This window comes from Leisingera aquaemixtae (assembly GCF_001458395.1).
Lineage (GTDB): Bacteria > Pseudomonadota > Alphaproteobacteria > Rhodobacterales > Rhodobacteraceae > Leisingera > Leisingera aquaemixtae.
In genome coordinates this window covers 1-20,576 of sequence record NZ_CYSR01000007.1, presented here as the reverse complement: position 1 = coordinate 20,576, position 20,576 = coordinate 1, and the positions used below count along the sequence as shown (strand labels likewise).

The window sequence follows — 20,576 nt, the reverse complement described above, 5'->3', positions numbered from 1 at the left end:
TTCATAAGGAGACGCACGGCAATTCCGCGCGGAAATTCCCGTCAATTTTTAACAGTGGCCGGCCGGGCCGGGGAATCACCTGGCCGCGTTTTCGGCTGTGCTCAGCGGGTTGCGCACAGCCAGCGGCGGTATGTTTACCGGACCTTAACGGAGTGACGCCGATGCGCTGCGGATTCCGGCTCATTTTTGCAGTTGACAGCGGTCCGCCTTCCCTCCCGTAAGCCGCAAATTAACGTATCCGCGCCATCCTGAGCGGCATCATCATTAGCGGTGGCCTAGACCGCGATGCTCTTAGGAGGACGGAATGAAAGCCCTGAAATCGCTTAAACTGGCACATAAGCTGCCGTTGTTTGTTGTTGGACTGGTTGTGCTTGTGACGGCGATTCTCGTCACCATCAGCACGCTCAGCTTCCAGCGCAGCGCAGAAACAAATGCCGAGGACCAGCTCAGCTCCATGGTGGCGGACCGCAAGCTGTCGGTGCAGACCTTGCTGGACGGGATACATGCGGATGTGCAGACGCTGGCCTCGGTGCCGTCGACGGCAACCGCCATTGAATGGCTGACGATGACGTGGAACGACCTGGAGGGAAATCCGGGCGAAATTCTGCGCCAGGCCTATATGGAGAACAACCCGCACCCGATCGGAGAAAAGCACCTGATGGCGCGTGCCGAGGGCGACTCCCCCTATCACATGCATCACGAGAGCTTTCATCCCGCCTACAGAACGCTGATCGAAAGCAAGGGGTACTATGATGCCTTCCTGATCAACCTGGCTGGCGATATCGTTTATTCGGTGTTCAAGGAAAACGATTTCGGCACCAATATGATGACGGGGCCGTTCAAGGATTCCGGCCTTGCCAAAGTCTACCGTGAATCGCTCAAAGGCAGCCGCGGCGAGGTGTTCTTTGCCGATTTGGAACCTTACGCCGCAAGCGGGGGTAAGGCAGCAGGCTTTGCCGCGACGCCGGTTGTGAATGACGCCAATCTCACCGTGGGTGTGCTGGCAGTGCAGATTCCGGTCAGCCTGATCGGGTCGATCATCAACAATGAGCAGGGGATGGGCGAAACCACCCAAGTCTACTTGGTTGCTTCGGATATGCAGGCCCGCACGAATTCGCGATTCGAAGAGGGTTTCAAAGTGCTCTCGCAGCTCCCCCCGACCAAGCAGGTGGTGGAAGCCTTTGACGGCAAATCGCATGTGCAGAAAAATGTTCCCGGCCTCGACGGGCATCCCGTGCTGGCCTATTCGGAACCGCTTCCGCTGGCCTTTGCAGATTGGGCGATCATCGCCGAGCAGGACTTGGCCGAGCTGATGGCCCCGGCGGAAAAGAAGCGCAACATGCTGCTTCTGGCCTCGGCCGCCTGCGCAGCCGCCATGTCGTTCCTCGGCTGGCTCTTCGCCCGCTCCATCACCAAGCCGATCAACAGGATCTGCGCGGACATGGAGGCCGTATCCTCCGGCAACCTCGACACAGAGGTCTCGGCGGCCGGCCGTTCGGATGAAATCGGCAAGATCGGCAAAACGCTGGTCTCGATGCAGGACGACTTGAAACTGGCCCGCGCCGCGGAAGAGGAGCGCGCCGAGATGCAGCGCCAGCAGCAGGAAGTGGTCGAAAGCCTGAGCACCGGCCTGATGCAGCTTGCCGAGGGTGATTTCTCGCGTGAGATCAAGGGCCCGTTCCCGCAGGAATACGAACAGCTGCGGAAGAACTTCAACAGCACGGTCACCAATCTGAGCGGCACCGTTCAGCAGGTGATCGACGCCTCCGGCAGTATCCGCAACGGCGCCGCCGAAATCAGCCAGGCGTCCGATGACCTGTCGCACCGCACCGAGAGCCAGGCGGCCACCCTGGAAGAAACCGCCGCGGCGCTGGATGAGCTGACCGCGTCGGTGAAATCCGCCGCCGAAGGCGCCCGCAGCGTTGAGGCCACCATGGCGGAGGCGCGGACCGAAGCGGAGAACAACCGCGAAGTGGTGCAGAGCGCGGTGTCGGCCATGACCGAGATCGAGCAGAGCTCGAACCACATCAGCCAGATCATCTCTGTGATCGACGACATCGCCTTCCAGACCAACCTTCTGGCCTTGAACGCAGGCGTCGAGGCGGCGCGGGCGGGTGAGGCCGGCAAGGGCTTTGCCGTGGTCGCAAGCGAAGTGCGGGCGCTGGCGCAGCGCTCCTCCGACGCGGCGATGGAGATCAAGACCCTGATCGGCGACAGCTCCAAACAGGTGGAGCGCGGGGTGGATCTGGTCGGCAAGGCCGGCGAGGCACTGCAAAGCATCGTCGAACGGGTCACCCATATCTCGCAGCTGGTCTCCGGCATCGCCGAGGGTGCTGCAGAACAGTCGACCGGCCTCAATGAGATCAACACCGGCGTCACCCAGCTGGACCAAGTGACCCAGCAGAACGCAGCCATGGTGGAAGAGGCCACAGCGGCCGGCCACATGCTGAACACCGACGCGACCAAACTGGCCGAGCTGGTCGCCCATTTCCGGGTCGCAGGCGTCAGCCCTGCAGCCCGTCCTGCCCCCGCAGCGGCCCCGGCTGCTCCCGCTCGGGCGGCGGCCCAGCCTGCGCCTTCGGCGCACGGCAGCGATGACTGGGAGATTGAGGCCAGCGCCGCGCCTGCCGCGGTATCTGCGGCCGCCAGCGGCAATGCCGCCCGCGATCTCTGGCAGGACTTTTAAGCGACTCACCGGAGGCGCCGCTGCCAGGGCAGCGGCGCCTTCAGGCCATGGCAACCTGTGCCGGAAATTCGGATGGCACCGCAAATTAACTGGGGAACCCATTGTCTTCGAAAAACTTATTGATCATTACCACTGACCGCAACTTTGCCCGGACCCTGCAGAGCTACATGGAATCCGCTTACCCGGGCATGCGGGTGTATTTGGCGAACAACCTGATGATGGCCTACAATCAGGCAGAAGCGGCGCAGCCGGTTTTTGCCTTTGTGGAAGACGGGTTCACCAAGCTGCCGGAATTCGAGATGATGATGGCGCTGTTTTCGGCGATCGACACGCGCTGGGTCTCGGTCATGGACACCCAGGGCGCGACCCCGGCGCGGAAATCCTCACCGCTGCTGGACGTCGGAGCGGGTATCTTCGAACTGACGAAGGCGGATCACCCCAGCCAGTTCGCCCAGTATTTCGACATGATGGTCAACGCGCCGCGCCGCAGCCCGCGGACGGCGGCGCGCGCCGCGGCAAGCGGTCCTGCAGCGGCTGCGGGCGGCAGCCGCAAGCTGATCCTGATCGGGTCTTCGACCGGCGGGGTGGAAGCCCTGCGCAGCATTCTGGTTGGCTTCCCGTTCGACTGCCCGCCAACGCTGATCGTGCAGCACACCGGCAAGAATTTCGGCTCCGGCCTGGTGTCGCTGCTGGACCGGATCTGCCCGGCGCGGGTGCGGGCGGCCGAGGACGGCATGGCGCTGGAGCCGGGCTATGTCTACATCGCCGCCGGCCAGCGCCGCCACATGGGGCTGAGCAACCGCAAGCCGCTGCAGCTGCGGATGAAAGAAGGGCCGGATATTTCCGGCCACACGCCGTCTGTTGACGCTCTGTTCACCTCTGCCGTGCCATATGGAAAGGACGTTGTTGCCACCATCCTGACCGGCATGGGCCAGGACGGCGCCCGGGGGCTGCTGGACCTGCGCAAGGCCGGCGCCAAGACCTTTGCCCAGGATGAAAAGTCCTCGGTCGTTTACGGAATGCCCAGAGTGGCTTGGGATATCGGCGCCGCGCAGCAGCAGGTGCCGCTGGCCCGGATGGCCAGCACACTACTCCAGGCCAGCAAAGCCTGAACATACCGCAGGAAGGAACCAAAGCCTTGACCACTGTTTTCGCCAACTCGAAATCTGTAACGGTTCTTCAGGGGGAATACCGGGTGACCACCGATCCGAAAATCGTGTTCTCCACGGTGCTTGGCTCGTGCATCGCGGCGTGTATCTACGATCCGGAGAACGGTGTGGGCGGAATGAACCATTTCCTGCTGGCGAATGCCCGCCAGGGCGGCGCGGCCAACGCCCGGTACGGCATCCACGCGATGGAGCTGCTGATCAACGGAATCATGAAGAAGGGCGCCGTGCGGTCCAACCTGAAGGCCAAGGTCTTCGGCGGCGCCAAGATGTCGGCAAACCTGTCGGATATCGGCGCGTCCAATGCCGACTTCGTGCAGCGGTTCCTGCGCGATGAGGGCATCCCGTGCATCTCCTCCAGCGTTGGCGGCACATCCGCCCGCAGGGTGCGGTTCCACGCCTGTTCCGGCGCGGCCCAGCAGACCCATGTCCAGGACGACCGCAAGCTCGGCGAAATGGAGCAGCGTGCCGCAACGCGCCCGGCTCCGGCACCGGCACCGGCGGCAGGCGGCCCGGGCGCTGTGACCCTGTTCTGACCGGCCGGCCCTGCAAAGGCAGAAGACTGCGCCGCCCGGTGTGCACCGGGCGGAGGCAAATACCGTTTGCCCGCGCTGGCCGACAGCGGTAGTCCCTTAGGGGCTATGAGAACAAACCGGGCCTCATTTTCGCTGTCTCAGATCTTGCCGGGCCTACGGCGGGTCCTGGCAGCGGCTGTCCTGCTGATATGCGGTATGGCAGCGATGGCGCAGGCGCAGATCACGGTCTTCGCCGCCGCCAGCACCAAAACAGCGCTGGATGAGGCCGCCGCCGCCTATCAGTCTGCAACCACGCGGACAGTCACCATTTCCTATGCCGGCTCCCCGGCGCTGGCGCGGCAGATCCAGCTGGGCGCGCCGGCGGATGTGTTCCTCTCCGCCAATCCCGGCTGGATGGATGTTTTGCAGCAGGAGGGGCTTGTGGATGCGGCCTCGCGCCTGGACCTGCTGACCAACCGCCTGGTGCTGATCGCGCACGGGAAAGGCGCCGCGCCGCTGGACCTGTCAGCCGCGGATCTGGGCGGGCTGCTGGGCGAGGGCCGGCTGGCCATGGCGCTGACCGATGCGGTGCCTGCGGGCATCTACGGCAAGGCCGCCCTTATGGCATTGGGGCAGTGGACCGCCGTCGCGCCCAAGGTGGCGCAGGCCGCCAATGTGCGCGCAGCGCTGGCGCTGGTGGCGTCGGGCGAGGCGCCGATGGGCGTTGTCTACGCGACCGATGCCCGCGCGGACAGCAAGGTCTCGGTGATCGCGGTGTTTCCGGAGGCAAGCCACCCGCGGATCGTTTATCCGGCCGCTGCCGTCGCAGGCGGAAACGCTGCAGAAGCCTTGGCTTTTCTGGAGTATCTGCGCAGCCCCGAAGCACGGGACATCTTCCTGCGCCACGGTTTCGGGGTGCTGGCGGAGTGAGCGCTGAGACGGCATGGCTGGGGCCGCAGGAATGGCAGGCGGTTATGCTGTCGCTGCGGGTCTCTCTTTGGGCGACGCTGGCGGCGCTGCCGCTGGCTGTCTTTGTGGCCTATGCGCTGGCGCGCTGGCGGTTTCCCGGCAAGCAGATCGTCAACAGCCTGGTGCACCTGCCGCTGATCCTGCCGCCGGTGGTGACCGGCTACCTTTTGCTGATGGTGTTCGGCACCAAGGGGCCGGTCGGCGGTGCGTTGCAGCAAATCGGCATCGTCTTTGCCTTCCGCTGGACCGGCGCGGCGCTGGCCGCGGCCATCATGGCCTTTCCGCTGATGGTGCGGGCGATCCGGCTGTCGGTGGAGGCGGTGGATCCGAAGCTGGAACAGGCCGCGGCGACCCTGGGCGCTTCGCGGGTGCTGTGCTTTGCCACCGTCACCCTGCCGATGATCCTGCCGGGGCTGATTGCCGGCACCGTGCTGGGCTTTGCCAAGGCGATGGGGGAATTCGGAGCGACCATTACCTTTGTCTCAAGCATTCCAGGGCAGACGCAGACGCTGCCCTCGGCGATCTACACGTTTCTGCAGGTGCCAGGCGGGGAGGCGGCGGCGTTGCGGCTGACGCTGGTGTCGATTGCCATTGCCCTCAGCGCGCTGCTGTTCTCCGAACTACTGGCACGCCGCGCGGCTGAGCGGGCCGGGGGGTGCTGATGCTGACGGTCTCGCTGCAACATGCGCTGCCGGGGTTCGGGCTGGATGTGCAGTTCGAGGCACCGCCCGGCGTCACCGTGCTGTTCGGGCGGTCGGGCACCGGCAAGACCACGGTGATCCAGGCGGTTGCTGGCCTGCTGCGGCCCGATCAGGGGCGGGTGACGCTGAATGGAGAGGTGCTGTTTGACACCTCGCAGCGGCATTGGCTGCCGCCGCACAAGCGCCGCATGGGCTATGTGTTTCAGGAGGGGCGGCTGTTTCCGCATCTGACCGTGCGGCAGAACCTGCTGTTCGGGCAATGGTTTGCGCCGCGCAGCGCCAAGCGGGAGAGCCTGGACCGGGTGGTGGAGCTGCTGGGCATCGGTTCCCTGCTGCAGCGGCGGCCCGGGCGGCTGTCAGGCGGTGAGAAACAGCGGGTGGCGATTGGCCGGGCCCTGCTGTCGGCGCCGCGGATGATCCTGGCGGATGAGCCGCTGTCGGCGCTGGATGAAGCGCGCAAGGCGGAGATCCTGCCATACTTCGAGCGGCTCAGGGACGAGATCGGCATCCCGATGCTCTATGTCAGCCATTCCGCCGCTGAAGTGGCCCGGCTGGCGACCACGGTTGTGGTACTGCAGGACGGCAAGGTGCAGCGCCAGGGCAGCGCGGCAGAGGTGCTGGGCGATCCGGCGGTCCTGCCCGCAGGCGTGCGCGCCGCCGGCGCCCTGCTGGAGGCACGGGTGGCCCGCCACCACCCGGACGGGCTGACAGAGCTGGAGGCGGGCGGCGTGCCGCTGTTCCTGCCGCAAATCGCCAAGGCACCGGGCAGCCAGGTGCGGGTGCGGATCTCGGCGCATGAGGTGATCCTGTCGCGCCAGCGCCCCGAAGGCCTGTCAGCGCTCAACATCCTGCCGGGCACGGTTGAGAATGTCCGCACCGGCAGCGGCCCTGGCGCCATGGTCTCGCTGCGGACGCCGGCAGGGCGGGTGCTGGCCCGGGTCACCCGGCGCTCGGCGCAGGCGCTGGGGCTGGAACCGGGGGCAAATTGCTTTGCCGTGGTCAAAACCGTCTCGATCGCGCCGGAGGATATCGGCAGCGGCGGCTAGGCGTCCCCGCCTGCTTTCAAAAATTCCGCAACAATCCTTCAGGTAATCTTGATACGGAAATAAGTTCGGTTGCGGGCGCAGCGCGGGTATCAATAGGGGCAGCAGTTCAGCAGGAAAGGCAGCCCATGACCAAACGATCCTATTACGCACCGGAAGGCGGGCTGCCGCCGCAGACCCAGTTGCTGACCGACCGGGCCATGTTCACCGAGGCCTATGCGGTGATCCCCAAGGGCACGATGAGCGATATCGTGGCAAGCCTGCTGCCGTTCTGGGACAAGGCGCGCTTCTGGGTGCTGTCGCGGCCCCTGTCGGGCTTTGCCGAGACGTTTTCCCAGTATATCGCCGAGGTGCAGCCCGGCGGCGGCAGTGACCAGCCGGAAACCGAACCCGGCACCGAGGCGGTTCTGTTTGTGGTGCAGGGCGCCATGACGCTGACCATCGACGGCACCGCGCATGAGTTGGAGGAGGGCGGTTATGCCTTCCTGCCGCCGCAGGCCAGCTGGAGCCTGCGGAACAACTCCGGCGCGCCGGTGCGCTTCCACTGGATCCGCAAGGCGTATCAGGCGGTTGCAGGCCTGGACGCGCCCGAAGCCTTTGTCACCAACGAAAACCGCGTCGATCCGACGCCGATGCCGGGGACCGAGGGCAAATGGGCGACGAGCCGTTTTGTCGACCCGAACGACCTGCGCCACGACATGCATGTGACGATCGTCACCTTTGAACCCGGTGCGGTGATCCCCTTTGCCGAAACGCATGTGATGGAGCATGGCCTCTATGTGCTGGAGGGCAAGGCGGTTTACCGGCTGAACCAGGACTGGGTCGAGGTCGAGGCGGGCGATTACATGTGGCTGCGCGCCTTTTGCCCGCAGGCCTGCTATGCCGGCGGCCCGGGCAAGTTCCGCTATCTGCTGTACAAGGACGTGAACCGGCATATGCCGCTGGCGCCGCTGCGCTGACGGCGGGGGGAGCGCCCGGCCCGAAAATGTGCCCGGGCGCTGCCCGGCTGGTCAGCCGGGCGCGGCCTGATCCGCCGCCGGCGCGCCCAGCCCATAGGACAGTTTTTCTGCGGCGCCCCTGACCAGGGCGCCGATTTCGCTGATGCGCGCGTCCGGCATCCTGGACGTGGGCCCGGAGACAGAGATCCCGGCCAGCACCTCGCCCTGCATTCCGAACACCGGCGCTGCCACACAGCGCATGCCCGGCGCCTTCTCCTCGTCGTCGAAGGACCAGCCGCGGCGGCGGATCTGCGCCAGATCTTCGCGCAAGGCGTCTGCCGAGGTCAGGGTTTTCTCCGTGAAGTCCTGCAGCGCGCTCCCGCGCAGGAAGCGGGCCAGCTGGTCCTCCCCGAAACAGCTGAGCAGCGCCTTGCCGATACCCGACGCGTGCATCGGTGAAGTGGTGCCGGGCGGAAAGAAGGCGCGGATCGACTCGTAGGTTTCCACCTGGCTCACAAACATCACGTCGCCGCCGCGTTCGATACCGAGGTTCGAGGTTTCGCCGGTTGCCTCCATCAGCTCCCGCATCACCGGCCGCGCCCGCTCGATCACGCTGGAGCGGCGCAGGAAAGCAGAGCCGAGGCGGAAGGCCATGGCGCCGATGTGCCAGGTCTGCGACTGCGGCTCCATCTCGACGATCTGGCGCGCCTCCAGCGTGGCCAGCACCCGGTACATGGTGGCCGCCGACTGATCCAGCGCGGTGGAGAGTTCCGTCAGCGTCATGCCGCTGGCGCCGGCCAGCGCATCCAGCACGTCCAGCGCGCGGTCGAGCGATTGGATCGTGGGCGGGTTGCTGGCGGAATCAAAGTTCTTGGGGCGGCCCTTGCGGCGCGGTGCTTGCGGCATCTTTAAGCCTCCGAAGGCAATTCAAACAGCAGCTTATTGATACCTCTGAAAATCACTTCTGTACAATGAAAAACTCAAACCCTTTGTAAAACTGTGCTTTTTCAGCGCTTCTTCCATTTGTGAAATCTTTTTTCAAAAAAATTTACCCGCGCGCGCCGCCCCCTTAGAGTGAAGGAAATCGCCACAGGAGGGCACGACATGAGCTTTCAAAATCCGGTTTTCATCCCCGGTCCGACCAATATGCCCGAAGCGCTGCGCAAGGCGGTGGACATGCCGACGCTGGACCACCGCTCGCCGCTGTTCGGCCAGATCCTGCACCCGGCACTGGCTGGGGTGAAGAAGGTTCTGAAAAGCGAAACCGCAGAGATCTTTGTCTTTCCGTCGACCGGCACCGGCGGCTGGGAGACCGCAATCACCAACACGCTGAACGCAGGCGACAAGATCCTGGCCGCGCGCAACGGCATGTTCAGCCACCGCTGGATCGACATGTGCCAGCGCCACGGGCTCGACGTCCAGATTGTCGAAACCCCCTGGGGTGAAGGCCTGCCTGCGGACCGCTACGAGGAAATCCTGACCGCCGACACCGCACATGAAATCAAAGTGGTTCTGGCGACCCACAACGAGACCGCAACCGGAGTCAAATCCGACATCGCCGCCGTCCGCCGCGCGCTGGACGCCGCAGGCCACCCGGCGCTGCTGTTTGTTGACGGCGTGTCCTCGATCGCATCAATGGACTTCCGCATGGATGAGTGGGGCGTCGATATCGCCGTCACCGGCTCGCAAAAGGGTTTCATGCTTCCGCCGGGCCTCGCCATCGTTGGCTTCTCGCCCAAGGCGATGAAGGCGGCAGAGACCGCGACCCTGCCGCGCACATTCTTTGACATCAAGGACATGGCGAATGGCTATGCCAACAGCGCCTATCCCTACACGCCTTCCGTTGGCCTGCTGAACGGTCTGAACATGGCCTGTGGTATGCTGCTGGACGAAGGGCTGGAGAATGTCTTTGCCCGCCACCACCGGATTGCTGAGGGCGTCCGCGCCGCGGTCCGCGCCTGGGGGCTGGAGCTGTGCGCGGTGTCGCCGGAGGTCTACTCAGACAGCGTCAGCGCGATCCGCACGCCGGACGGATTCGACGCCAACACGTTCGTCAGCCTGGCGGCCGAGAAATACGGCGTCGCCTTTGGCACCGGGCTGGGTGAGGTCGCGGGCAAGGTGTTCCGCATCGGCCATCTGGGCAGCCTGACCGACGTGATGACGCTGTCCGGCATTGCGACCGCCGAAATGGTCATGGCCGACCTGGGCCTGAACATCAAACTGGGCTCCGGCGTGGCGGCGGCACAGGACTACTACCGCGGCAACAGCGCCAGCAGCGCCAAGGCCGCCGCCTGATGAAGGATAACGCGATGTATATCCCGACCTATGAGGACATGCTGGCTGCGCATGAGCGCATCCGGCCCCACATCCGCCGCACACCGGTGCGCACCTCGGATTATCTCAACGAACTGACCGGCGCGGAGCTGTTCTTCAAGTGCGAGAACTTCCAGGAGCCGGGCGCCTTCAAGGTGCGCGGCGCAACCAACGCGGTGTTCGGGCTGGACGAGGCGCAGGCCGCCAAGGGCGTCGCCACCCATTCCTCGGGCAACCATGCCTCCTGCCTGTCCTACGCGGCAATGCTGCGCGGCATTCCCTGCAACGTGGTCATGCCGCGCACCGCGCCGCAGGCCAAGAAGGACACCGTGCGCCGCTATGGCGGGCGGATCACCGAATGCGAGCCCTCGACCAGTTCGCGCGAGGAGACCTTTGCCAAGGTGCAGGCCGAGACCGGCGGCGATTTCGTGCATCCCTACAATGACCACCGTGTCATCGCGGGGCAGGGCACCTGCGCCAAGGAATTCGTGGAGCAGACCGATGGCCTCGACGTAGTCGTGGCCCCGATCGGCGGCGGCGGCATGATCTCGGGCACCTGCCTCACGCTGTCGACACTGGCACCGGAAACCAAGGTGATCGCGGCAGAGCCGGAGCAGGCCGATGACGCCTACCGCAGTTTCAAGGCAGGCTACATCATCGCCGATGATGCGCCCAAGACCATCGCCGACGGTCTGCTGGTGCCGCTGAAGGAGCTGACCTGGCACTTCGTCAGCAACCACGTCAGCGAGATCTACACGGCCTCTGATGCCGAGATCATCGACGCGATGAAGCTGATCTGGAAGCACCTGCGCATCGTGATGGAGCCGTCCTCCGCGGTGCCGCTCGCCACCATTCTGAAAAACAAGGACGCCTTCGCGGGCAAACGCGTGGGCCTGATCGTCACCGGCGGCAATGTCGACCTCGACAAACTGCCTTGGATGAACAGCTAAACTGGGGAATAGAACCATGAACGCACAGACAAATTTTGATCAGCTCGAAGTCGGCTATGACGTCCCGGCGGTCCCGGGCATGGACGAGGCTGACATCCAGACGCCGGCGCTGGTCCTCGACCTGGACGCGCTGGAGCGCAACATCAAGAAGATGGGCGACTATGCCAAGGCGCATGGCATGCGCCACCGGGTGCACGGCAAGATGCACAAGTCGGTGGATGTGGCGAAGCTGCAGGAAGAACTGGGCGGCGCGGTTGGCGTCTGCTGCCAGAAGGTCTCCGAGGCCGAGGTCTTTGCCCGCGGCGGCATCAAGGACATCTTGGTCTCCAACCAGGTCCGCGACCCGCAAAAGATCGACCGTCTGGCCCGCCTGCCCAAACTGGGTGCCCGCACCATCGTCTGCGTTGACGACCTAGACAACGTGGCTGACCTTTCGGCAGCGGCGCAAAAGCACGGCACCGAGCTGGAAGTCTTCGTTGAGATCGACTGCGGCGCCGGCCGCTGCGGCGTGACCACGACTGAGGCGGTGGTCGAGATCGCCAAGGCGGTGAACGCGGCAGAGAACCTCAAGTTCTCCGGCATTCAGGCCTATCAGGGCGCGATGCAGCACATGGACAGCTACGAGGACCGCAAGGCCAAGCTGGACATTGCCATCGCCCAGGTCGCCGATGCGGTCGAAGGCCTGAAGGCCGAAGGCATCGCGTGCGAGCTGGTCTCCGGCGGCGGCACCGGCTCCTACTACTTTGAATCGAACTCGGGCGTGTACAACGAGTTGCAGTGCGGCTCCTACGCCTTCATGGACGCGGACTACGGCCGCATCCTGGACAAGGACGGCAACCGGATCGACCAGGGCGAGTGGGAGAACGCTTTCTTCCTGCTGACCCAGGTGATGAGCCACGCCAAGGCCGACAAGGCCATCGTGGACGCGGGCCTCAAGGCGCAGTCGGTCGACAGCGGCCTGCCCTTCATCTTTGGCCGCGATGACGTGGAATACATCAAATGCTCGGACGAGCACGGCGTGGTCTCGGACCCTGACGGCGCGCTGAAAGTGGGCGACAAGCTGCGCCTGGTGCCGGGCCACTGCGACCCGACCGCCAACGTGCATGACTGGTACGTCGGCGTGCGCAACGGCAAGGTCGAAACCGTTTGGCCCGTCTCGGCCCGCGGCAAAGCCTACTAACCGATCCATCCCCAAACTGGCGGAGGTGCGCATGCCGCCCTCCGCCGGCTTTTTTGCTGAGGAGAAACAGACATGTATATCGTTCCGGAAAAGGCGGTTGCGGACCTGGTGACCCGCGAAGCCTCGTTCGATGCGGTCGAGAAGGTCTTTGCCGCCATGGCGTCGGGGGATGCCTACAACTTCCCCGTGGTGCGCGAGGCGATCGGCCATGAGGATGCGCTCTACGGCTTCAAGGGCGGCTTTGACCGGGCTGGTCTTACACTTGGCCTCAAGGCCGGCGGCTACTGGCCGAACAACCTGGAAAAGCGCGGGCTGATCAACCACCAGTCCACCGTCTTCCTGTTCGACCCGGACACCGGCAAGGTGAAGGCGATGGTGGGCGGCAACCTGCTGACCGCGCTGCGCACCGCCGCGGCCTCCTCGGTATCGATCAAGCATCTGGCCCGCCAGGACGCCAAGGTGATCGGCATGATCGGCGCCGGCCACCAGGCCAAGTTCCAGCTGCGCGCGGCGTTGGAGCAACGCAATTTCGAGAAGGTCATCGGCTGGAACTTCCACCCGGACATGCTGCCCAACATCGAAAAGGTCGCCGCGGAAGCGGGCGTGCCGTTTGAGGCGGTGGACCTCCCCGGCATGCGCGACGCGGATGTGATCATCTCCATCACCTCGGCCTTTGCGCCTTCGCTGATGGCAGATCACGTCAGCCCCGGCACCCACGTCGCCTGCATGGGCACCGACACCAAGGGCAAGCAGGAGGTCGAGGCCGCATTGCTGGTCAAGTCAACTGTGTTCACCGACGAGGTGGCGCAGTCCATCACCATCGGCGAGGCGCAGCACGCGGTGGCGCAGGGCTTGATCCAGGAGTCTGATGTCGCCCAGCTCGGCGCGGTGATCAACGGCACCAACCCTGGCCGCACCTCGGACGATCAGATCACCCTGTTCGACGGCACCGGCGTCGGCCTGCAGGATCTGGCCGTCGCGGCCTCCGTCGTGGAAGTGGCAGTCGAAAAGGGCATCGCCATCGAGGTCGATTTCTAAGCACAGCCAGAAACACATTCTGCGAATATCCGCATAGCGGAGCGGCAGGAGAGAGGTGTACCTCTCTCCTGTTTTTCATTGAGGGACTGAAAGAATGTTTCTGGGATTGAGCCTGCTGGTGGTCGGCGTGGTGCTGTGCCTGAACGGCGTCTGGCAGATGGGCCGGATCGAGGACCGCGAGATCATCCTGATCAACGCCGTTGCGGCGCTGGTGTTCTTTGCCGTGGTGCTGCTGATCGCGCTGGCCGCGCGGCAGCCGGCGGACCTGCTGGATGCAGGCATGACGCTCTTGTTCGGCACCACCTACCTCTGGGTGGCTTATAACCGCATCTTTGCGTCCAGCGGCGCGGGGCTGGGCTGGTTCAGCGGCTTTGTGGCGCTGACCGCCGCGCCCATGGTGCTGCGGGTGCTGGCGCAGGGGGATGGTCTGTTCGATGTCTGGCTGGCGGGCTGCTGGGCGGCCTGGTCCGGGCTGTGGTTCCTCTACTTCCTGAACCTCGCGCTCCGGCGCGGCAGCCCGCGGCTGACTGCCGCGGCAACACTGCTGTGCGGGATCTTCACCGGCTGGCTTCCGGGGCTGGCGGTCTTGCACGGGCTGGCCGGCTGAGAGCAAAAAAGCCGGCCCTTTGCGGGCCGGCCGTTGATTTAGCTACAGGCGGTTGCCTCAGGCTTGATCCTCATGCGGCAGCGACCCGCGCCCGTGGCCGCTCATCCCGCCAGAAACTTCCTCGGTCGCTTCTCCCGCCAGATCCTGCGGCAGCACCAGGTTCAGCACGATGGCAATCAAGGCCGCCGGCAGCAGACCGCTGGTCAGCAGGATGCGCGCGGTATCGGGCATGTGCTGCAGCGCGCCGGGCTCCAGCTGCAGGCCCAGGCCGATGGACAGGGAGATCGCAAAGATCACCATGTTGCGGCGGTTCCAGTCCACATCCGACAGCATCGAAACACCGGCCGCAACCACCATGCCGAACATCACGATGACACCGCCGCCCAGCACCTCGATCGGCACGGTGCGGATCACCGCGCCCACCTTGGGCACCAGTCCGCAGACAATCAGGAAGATGGCACCGCAGGTCACAACGTGGCGGCTCATTACCCCGGTCATGGCGATCAGGCCGACGTTCTGGGAAAACGACGTGTTGGGGAAGGCACCGAAAAAGCCCGCCATGGCGGTGCCGATACCATCGGCATAGGTCGCACCGGCGATCTCCTCCTCGGTGGCCTCACGGCCCGCGCCGCCCTTGGTCACGCCAGAGACGTCGCCGACGGTCTCCACCGCAGAGACAAAGCTCATCAGGCAGAAACCGATGATGGCCGCGGCAGAAAACTCCACCCCGTATTTGAACGGCTGCGGCAGGGCAAAACCCGCGGCTTGCGACCAGGAGCCGGAGACCGCCTCGAGCGTCAGCATGCCGGTCATCAGCGCATAGATGTAGCCCGCGATCAGTCCGAGCAGAACGGCAGAAACCGACAGCATCCCCCGGGTGAAGAACTTGAGGCCCAGGGTCACAAGGATCACCACCAGCGCCGCAGACCAGTTGAGGAGGGAGCCGTATTCCGGCGTGCCGATGGCGGGCACACCGCCTGCGGCATACTGGATGCCCACCTTGACCAGCGCGAGGCCGATCATCGTCACCACCAGGCCCGTCACCAGCGGCGGCAGGGCAAAGCGGATCCTGCCGATCACCGTGCCCAGCAGCCCGTGGAAGATACCGCCAATAATGACGCCGGTGAACAGCGCAGCCAGCCCGTCCACGCCCTTGCCCGCAACCAGCGGGATCATGATCGGCAGAAAGGCAAAGGAGGTGCCCTGCACAATCGGCAGCGCGGCGCCAACCGGACCCAGGGTGATGGTCTGCAGCAGGGTGGCGATGCCGGCAAACAGCATCGACATCTGAATGAGATAGAGCAGTTCCGGGAAATCGGGCGAGTTGGAGCCGAAACCGAAACCGGCGGCCCCGGCCACGATGATGGCGGGCGTCACGTTTGAGACGAACATCGCCAGCACATGCTGGATGCCGAGCGGCACCGCCTTATGCAGGGGCGGCGTGTAATTGGGGTCGCGCAGCTGCGCCGGCGTCCCGATGGAAGTGTCAGCCATGAAAGGTATCTCCTGTCGGTCATGGGGATCTTGCCGCTTCTTGTTTTTGCTGGCGGCTTCGGGCTGTGGTCAGTCCGCGACCACGGTAAAAGGCTCCTTGAACCAGTGTTCTTCGAGATTGGGTGAGGTGCCGATCCGGTCAACAACGATGTATTGGCCGGGCGCGCCAAGGGGCGCGAGCACCCCGTGCCAGATGCCGCGGTGCAGGTTGATGGACTGGCCCGGCTGGCTGATGAAAGCCTGCGGGTTGACCGGCACACCGCCGTCGTCATCCGCCACCACCACCAGCATCGGCACGCCGCTCACTGGCACAAAGGCCTGGCTGCCCTCGGGGTGGCGCTCCACCATGTCCACCTTATGCGGCAGGTGGCGGGCCTTGGCGTCAAACAGGCTGATGCCGGCCCGGCCGTCCGGGCCGAAATCCAGGACCGCGCGGTCGTGGTGACGGCCGCACATGCCCTGATTGATCATCTTGTCCGGAGCGCCCGCAACCTCGATCACGTCGCCATAGGGCGCAAAAGCCGCTGCGGTCAGCGGCTTCGCTGTCAGCCGGCCGCTCACGGCAGCATGTCCTGCAGGCGGAACTGGGCAATGCGCTCAACCTGGCGGCAGGCCTCATCGAACTCGGTCGCCCGGTCGTTGTGGATGCGGCGGTGGAACGCCTCCATGATTGACGCCTTGTTATGGTCGCGCACCGCAATGATGAAGGGGAAGCCGTGCTTCTCCACGTACTCGGTATTGAGCCGGGTGAAGGTCTCGCGCTCCTCATCGGTCAGCATATCAAGGCCGGCACTGGACTGTTCCGAGGTGCTCTCGGCGGTCAGCCGCCCCGCAGCGGCCAGTTTGCCCGCCAGATCCGGGTGCGCGGTCAGAACGCCCAGACGCTCATCCTCGCTGGCGGTGCGGAAGATCCGGCACAGTGCATTGTGGACGCCCGCAGCGCAGTCATGCGCCGGGCCCAGCTCCAGATCAAAGGCGCGGTCGGCGATCCACGGCGAATGCTCGAAGATCGAGCCGAACTTGGCGACAAACGCCTCGCGGTGCATTTGGCTGGGGCGCTCGCGCTTCACCGGCGGGTGGGTTTCGGCCCAATGCTCGGCAATGTCGATCCGGCGCGGGCACCAGACGCCCTCGAACCCCTGGATGTAATCGATAAAGCGCTTAAGGCCGGCGATCTTGCCCGGACGCCCGACCAGACGGCAATGCAGGCCGATGGTCATCATCTTCGCAGCACCTGCCTCGCCCTCGGCATAGATCACGTCGAAGGCATCCTTCAGATACTGGAAGAAATGCTCGCCCGTGATCCAGCCCGGCGAATTGGCGAACCGCATGTCGTTGGCTTCCAGCGTGTAGGGGATGATCAGCTGATCGCGCCCGCCGGTTTCCAGCCAATAGGGCAGGTCGTCGTCATAGGTGTCGGAGATGTAATCGAACCCGCCTTCCTCGGCCACCAGCCGCACGGTGTTGGCGCTGCAGCGGCCGGTGTACCAGCCGCGCGGGCGGGTGCCGGTCACTTCGGTATGCAGCCGCACGGCTTCGGCAATTGCGGCGCGCTCCTCCTCCTCGGCCATGTCCTTATGCTCGACCCACTTCAGGCCGTGGCTGGCGATCTCCCAACCCGCGTCCTTCATCGCCTGCACCTGTTCAGGGCTGCGGGCCAGCGCGGTCGCCACGCCATAGATGGTCAGCGGGATGCCCGCGCCGGTGAACAGCCGGTGCAGCCGCCAGAACCCGGCGCGGCTCCCGTATTCATAGATCGACTCCATGTTCCAATGGCGCTGGCCCGGCCATTGCGCGGCACCGGGAATGTCGGACAAGAAAGCTTCCGAGGCCGCATCCCCATGCAGGATGCAGTTCTCGCCGCCTTCTTCATAGTTCAGAACAAATTGCACGGCGGCTTTGGCCCCATTGGGCCACTGCGGGTCGGGTGCGGCAGCACCGTATCCGCGCAGGTCACGAGGATAGCGCGTCATGTCAGGTCTCCTGTCTTTTTATTATGTATAGAACAGATAATCTGCTTCGGCTTTCAGTATATTTTTGAAAGAACTTTTTGACTCTTCCCGCTGTATGGGGCGGGCTGAACCAAGCATACCTAGGGAAACGGAATTGAAAGGAGGCTGTCATGGCCGGATTTCTGACCACCCACGTGCTGGACACCGCCCGCGGCTGCCCGGCGGAAGGGCTGAAGATCGACCTGTACCGGATCGAAGGCAAAGAGCGCATCCATCTGCGCAGCCTGACCACCAATGACGACGGGCGCACTGACGAACAGATCCTGCCCGAAGGCGAATTCGCCACCGGCACCTATGAGCTGGTGTTCCACGCAGGCGGCTATCTGCGCGCCACCGGCCAGGCTGGGGCGGACCCGCTGTTCCTGGACGAGGTGCCGCTGCGTTTCGGCATGAGCGAGGCAGACAGCCACTACCACGTGCCGCTGCTGCTGTCGCCCTATGGCTATTCCACCTACCGCGGCAGCTGAGCCGCACACCCCAAGAAACCTCTCCTCCCGCTTGGCATCTGCCGGCGGTTCCCGCCTCAGGAAACTGGGGCGGGCTTTTTCATTCTGGGGGGAGGGACGCCTGAATGTGATCCACCATGAAATCCATGAACAGCCGCACCTTGGGGTCCTGGTGGCGGCGGTGGACATAAAGGCACGCCATCTGGATCGGGATCGGCGGCTCCTCCGCCAGCACCGGCACCAGCCGGCCGGAGGCGAGGTGTTCCGATATTTCGAACACCGGCTTCAGGATGATCCCATGCCCGTCCAGCGCCCAGCTGGTCAGCACGTCGCCGTGGTCCGATTCAAACGGCCCCGTGACCGTCACCCGCTTAACCCCATCCTGGCTGCGCAGCGGCCATTGGAACTCCGGCGCGCCGGGATAGCGCAGGTTCAGGCAGTCATGCGCGTCCGTCTTCAGCTCCTCGCTGTTGTTCGGCTGGCCGCGCCGCTTGATGTACTCCGGCGCCGCGCACAGCACCCGCGGGCAATCGGCGATCTTGCGGATGCGCAGGTTTGAATCCTCCGGCACGCCGAGGAAAAACGCCGCATCCAGCCCCTCCGCCGCCAGGTCCAGCTTGCGGTCCGACAGCCGTAGCCGGATCGAGATCAGCGGATAGGCTTCCTTGAATTTCGGCACCGCCGGCGCAATCAGGTGCTGCCCCAGACCCAAGGGCGCCGCCACATAAAGCGTTCCGCGCGGGGTTTGGGTGACGCTGCTGATATCGGCCTCCGCCTCGTCAACCGCTTCCAAAATCTTGACCGCCCCGTGATAGAACAGATTGCCCTGTTCGGTCGGATTGAGCAGCCGGGTGGTGCGCTGGAACAGCCGCACGTTCAGGTGATCCTCCAGCTGCGAAATCCGCGACGACGCCACCGCGGCCGAGATCCGCATGTCCCGCGCCGCGGCAGACATGTTGCCAAGTTCATAGACACGGACAAAGGTGCGGATGTTGTCGAGATAGGCCATTCACGTATTCTTTGTGTTATTTTGAAACAGCTTGGATTTTTTACCTAATACATGAAAATAACACCATGCTCTAGTCTCGGGTCAAAGCTTATGAGGAGAGAACAATGGAAGAGCTTGTGATCATGTGGGACTGGCTGGGCTTTGCGGTCCGCTGGCTTCACGTCATCACCGCCATTGCCTGGATCGGATCGTCCTTCTACTTCGTCGCGCTGGACCTTGGCCTGCGGAAGGTTCCGCATCTGCCGGTCGGCGCGCATGGCGAGGAATGGCAGGTCCACGGCGGCGGTTTTTATCACATCCAGAAATACCTGGTGGCGCCGGAGAACATGCCGGATCATCTGATCTGGTTCAAATGGGAGAGCTACGCCACCTGGCTGTCAGGCGCGGGGCTGCTGATGATCGTCTACTGGGCGGGCGGAGAGCTGTACCTGATCGACTCCAGCAAGGCTGACCTGGCCCTGTGGCAGGGTATCCTGATCTCCGGCGCATCACTCAGCATCGGCTGGCTGGTCTATGATGCCTTGTGCAAATCGCCGCTGGGGGAAAAGCCGACCTTCCTGATGGTGCTGCTGTTCATCCTGCTGGTCATCATGGGCTGGGGCTACAACCAGATCTTCACCGGCCGCGCCGTGATGCTGCATCTGGGCGCCTTCACCGCGACCATCATGACGGCAAACGTGTTTTTCATCATCATGCCGAACCAGCGCATCGTGGTGAAAGACCTGCAGGAAGGCCGCACGCCGGACGCAAAATACGGCAAGATCGCCAAGCTGCGCTCGACCCACAACAACTACCTGACGCTGCCGGTTGTGTTCCTGATGCTGTCCAACCACTACCCGCTGGCCTTCGCCACCGAGTACAACTGGCTGATCGCGGCGCTGGTGTTCCTGATGGGCGTGACCATCCGCCATTACTTCAACAGCAACCACGCAGGCACCAGCAACCCGACCTGGACCTGGCCGGTGACCGCCATCCTGTTCATCGGCATCATGATCCTCAGCCAGGCGCCGCTGCAACAGGACACCGTTGAGGAGTCCGAGGCGCGGGAACTGACCAAATCCGAACAGGTGTTTGCCAGCAACCAGCACTTCGAGGAGGTGATGAATGTGGTACCGGGCCGCTGCGCCATGTGCCACGCGCGGGAGCCCTACTATGACGGCATCCGCCGCGCGCCCAAGAACGTGCTGCTGGAAACCCCGGCGGATGTGGCGAAATACGCCAAGGAGATCTACCTCCAGGCCGGTGCCACCCATGCGATGCCGCCCGCAAACGTCACCTTCATGGAGAACGAGGAGCGCGCCCTGATCCGCCGCTGGTACGGCAGCGCCTCCAAAGATCTGCCCTTCGCGCTGGCCGCGAACTGAAGCAGACCCGCCTGACAAGCCCAATGGCCCCGCCCCCTGTGGCGGGGCCATTTTTGTCGGGCACCCGGCGTGCACCATCCGTGCACCGCCTGTGCACCCCCGATGCTGCAAGACGCTGGAACCAAACTGCGCCGCCGTGTGTTAT

At 64.3% G+C, this 20,576-nt stretch carries 19 protein-coding genes; 14 read left to right on the top strand and 5 right to left on the bottom strand.

Annotated features, from left to right (window positions below; genetic code table 11):
- Positions 1 to 304: 304 nt before the first annotated feature.
- The 7 genes from PHA8399_RS02595 to PHA8399_RS02565 all read left to right on the top strand — a co-directional run bounded on the left by PHA8399_RS02595 (position 305) and on the right by PHA8399_RS02565 (position 8,039).
- A complete protein-coding gene (locus tag PHA8399_RS02595; protein WP_058284655.1) occupies positions 305 to 2,686 on the top strand; it encodes a methyl-accepting chemotaxis protein in 2,382 nt (793 codons plus the stop codon).
- A 167-nt stretch (positions 2,687 to 2,853) separates the two neighbouring features.
- Positions 2,854 to 3,798: a CheB methylesterase domain-containing protein gene (locus PHA8399_RS02590; protein WP_058284719.1), complete on the top strand. Its 945-nt coding sequence runs from the start codon at positions 2,854 to 2,856 to the stop codon at positions 3,796 to 3,798.
- Positions 3,799 to 3,824: 26 nt separating this feature from the next.
- Entirely contained in the window at positions 3,825 to 4,388 is a 564-nt protein-coding gene (locus PHA8399_RS02585; protein ID WP_008558442.1) for a chemotaxis protein CheD, read from the top strand.
- Between the two features lie 195 nt (positions 4,389 to 4,583).
- The gene (gene modA / locus PHA8399_RS02580) at positions 4,584 to 5,297 is read left to right on the top strand and encodes a molybdate ABC transporter substrate-binding protein (protein ID WP_082649443.1); all 714 of its coding nucleotides are present in this window, start codon (positions 4,584 to 4,586) and stop codon (positions 5,295 to 5,297) included.
- Positions 5,294 to 5,998: a molybdate ABC transporter permease subunit gene (modB, locus tag PHA8399_RS02575; protein ID WP_082649442.1), complete on the top strand. Its 705-nt coding sequence runs from the start codon at positions 5,294 to 5,296 to the stop codon at positions 5,996 to 5,998. The genes modA and modB overlap by 4 nt, the downstream gene beginning before the upstream one ends.
- Positions 5,998 to 7,083 (top strand): molybdenum ABC transporter ATP-binding protein, encoded by a 1,086-nt coding sequence (modC, locus tag PHA8399_RS02570; protein WP_058284718.1) that lies wholly within the window; start codon positions 5,998 to 6,000, stop codon positions 7,081 to 7,083. The genes modB and modC overlap by 1 nt, the downstream gene beginning before the upstream one ends.
- 125 nt (positions 7,084 to 7,208) lie before the next feature.
- The gene (locus PHA8399_RS02565) at positions 7,209 to 8,039 is read left to right on the top strand and encodes a bifunctional allantoicase/(S)-ureidoglycine aminohydrolase (RefSeq protein WP_058284652.1); all 831 of its coding nucleotides are present in this window, start codon (positions 7,209 to 7,211) and stop codon (positions 8,037 to 8,039) included.
- 51 nt (positions 8,040 to 8,090) lie between these two features.
- Here the strand turns inward: PHA8399_RS02565 and bhcR are convergent, their stop codons facing one another.
- Positions 8,091 to 8,924 (bottom strand): HTH-type transcriptional regulator BhcR, encoded by an 834-nt coding sequence (gene bhcR / locus PHA8399_RS02560; RefSeq protein ID WP_058284651.1) that lies wholly within the window; start codon positions 8,922 to 8,924, stop codon positions 8,091 to 8,093.
- 198 nt (positions 8,925 to 9,122) lie between these two features.
- Between bhcR and bhcA the strand changes: the two genes are divergently transcribed.
- The 5 genes from bhcA (at position 9,123) to PHA8399_RS02535 (ending at position 14,106) form a co-directional block, all read left to right on the top strand.
- Positions 9,123 to 10,313 (top strand): L-aspartate--glyoxylate aminotransferase BhcA, encoded by a 1,191-nt coding sequence (bhcA, locus tag PHA8399_RS02555; RefSeq protein ID WP_058284650.1) that lies wholly within the window; start codon positions 9,123 to 9,125, stop codon positions 10,311 to 10,313.
- Positions 10,313 to 11,281 (top strand): beta-hydroxyaspartate dehydratase BhcB, encoded by a 969-nt coding sequence (gene bhcB / locus PHA8399_RS02550; RefSeq protein WP_058284649.1) that lies wholly within the window; start codon positions 10,313 to 10,315, stop codon positions 11,279 to 11,281. The genes bhcA and bhcB overlap by 1 nt, the downstream gene beginning before the upstream one ends.
- Positions 11,282 to 11,297: 16 nt before the next feature.
- Positions 11,298 to 12,461: a 3-hydroxy-D-aspartate aldolase BhcC gene (gene bhcC / locus PHA8399_RS02545; protein WP_058284648.1), complete on the top strand. Its 1,164-nt coding sequence runs from the start codon at positions 11,298 to 11,300 to the stop codon at positions 12,459 to 12,461.
- 72 nt (positions 12,462 to 12,533) lie between these two features.
- Entirely contained in the window at positions 12,534 to 13,499 is a 966-nt protein-coding gene (gene bhcD, locus PHA8399_RS02540) for an iminosuccinate reductase BhcD (protein WP_058284647.1), read from the top strand.
- A gap of 94 nt (positions 13,500 to 13,593) precedes the next feature.
- The gene (locus PHA8399_RS02535) at positions 13,594 to 14,106 is read left to right on the top strand and encodes an AmiS/UreI family transporter (protein WP_058284646.1); all 513 of its coding nucleotides are present in this window, start codon (positions 13,594 to 13,596) and stop codon (positions 14,104 to 14,106) included.
- Between the two features lie 57 nt (positions 14,107 to 14,163).
- Here the strand turns inward: PHA8399_RS02535 and PHA8399_RS02530 are convergent, their stop codons facing one another.
- The 3 genes from PHA8399_RS02530 to puuE all read right to left on the bottom strand — a co-directional run bounded on the left by PHA8399_RS02530 (position 14,164) and on the right by puuE (position 17,573).
- Positions 14,164 to 15,600, bottom strand: a complete 1,437-nt coding sequence (locus PHA8399_RS02530) for a uracil-xanthine permease family protein (protein WP_058284645.1) — start codon at positions 15,598 to 15,600, stop codon at positions 14,164 to 14,166.
- A gap of 69 nt (positions 15,601 to 15,669) precedes the next feature.
- Positions 15,670 to 16,161, bottom strand: coding sequence for an ureidoglycolate lyase (locus PHA8399_RS02525; RefSeq protein WP_058284644.1), 492 nt, complete (start codon positions 16,159 to 16,161; stop codon positions 15,670 to 15,672).
- Positions 16,158 to 17,573 (bottom strand): allantoinase PuuE, encoded by a 1,416-nt coding sequence (gene puuE, locus PHA8399_RS02520; protein WP_058284643.1) that lies wholly within the window; start codon positions 17,571 to 17,573, stop codon positions 16,158 to 16,160. Before puuE ends, PHA8399_RS02525 begins: the two co-directional genes overlap by 4 nt.
- 149 nt (positions 17,574 to 17,722) lie before the next feature.
- Here puuE and uraH point away from each other — a divergent pair, with 149 nt between their 5' ends.
- Positions 17,723 to 18,079: a hydroxyisourate hydrolase gene (gene uraH, locus PHA8399_RS02515; RefSeq protein ID WP_058284642.1), complete on the top strand. Its 357-nt coding sequence runs from the start codon at positions 17,723 to 17,725 to the stop codon at positions 18,077 to 18,079.
- Between the two features lie 79 nt (positions 18,080 to 18,158).
- Here the strand turns inward: uraH and PHA8399_RS02510 are convergent, their stop codons facing one another.
- On the bottom strand, positions 18,159 to 19,067 hold the full coding sequence (locus PHA8399_RS02510) for a LysR family transcriptional regulator (protein WP_058284641.1): 909 nt from the start codon (positions 19,065 to 19,067) through the stop codon (positions 18,159 to 18,161).
- Between the two features lie 104 nt (positions 19,068 to 19,171).
- Here PHA8399_RS02510 and PHA8399_RS02505 point away from each other — a divergent pair, with 104 nt between their 5' ends.
- Positions 19,172 to 20,431 carry a urate hydroxylase PuuD gene (locus PHA8399_RS02505; RefSeq protein ID WP_058284640.1) on the top strand — a complete coding sequence of 420 codons (1,260 nt, stop codon included), beginning with the start codon at positions 19,172 to 19,174 and terminating at the stop codon, positions 20,429 to 20,431.
- Positions 20,432 to 20,576 lie beyond the last annotated feature (145 nt).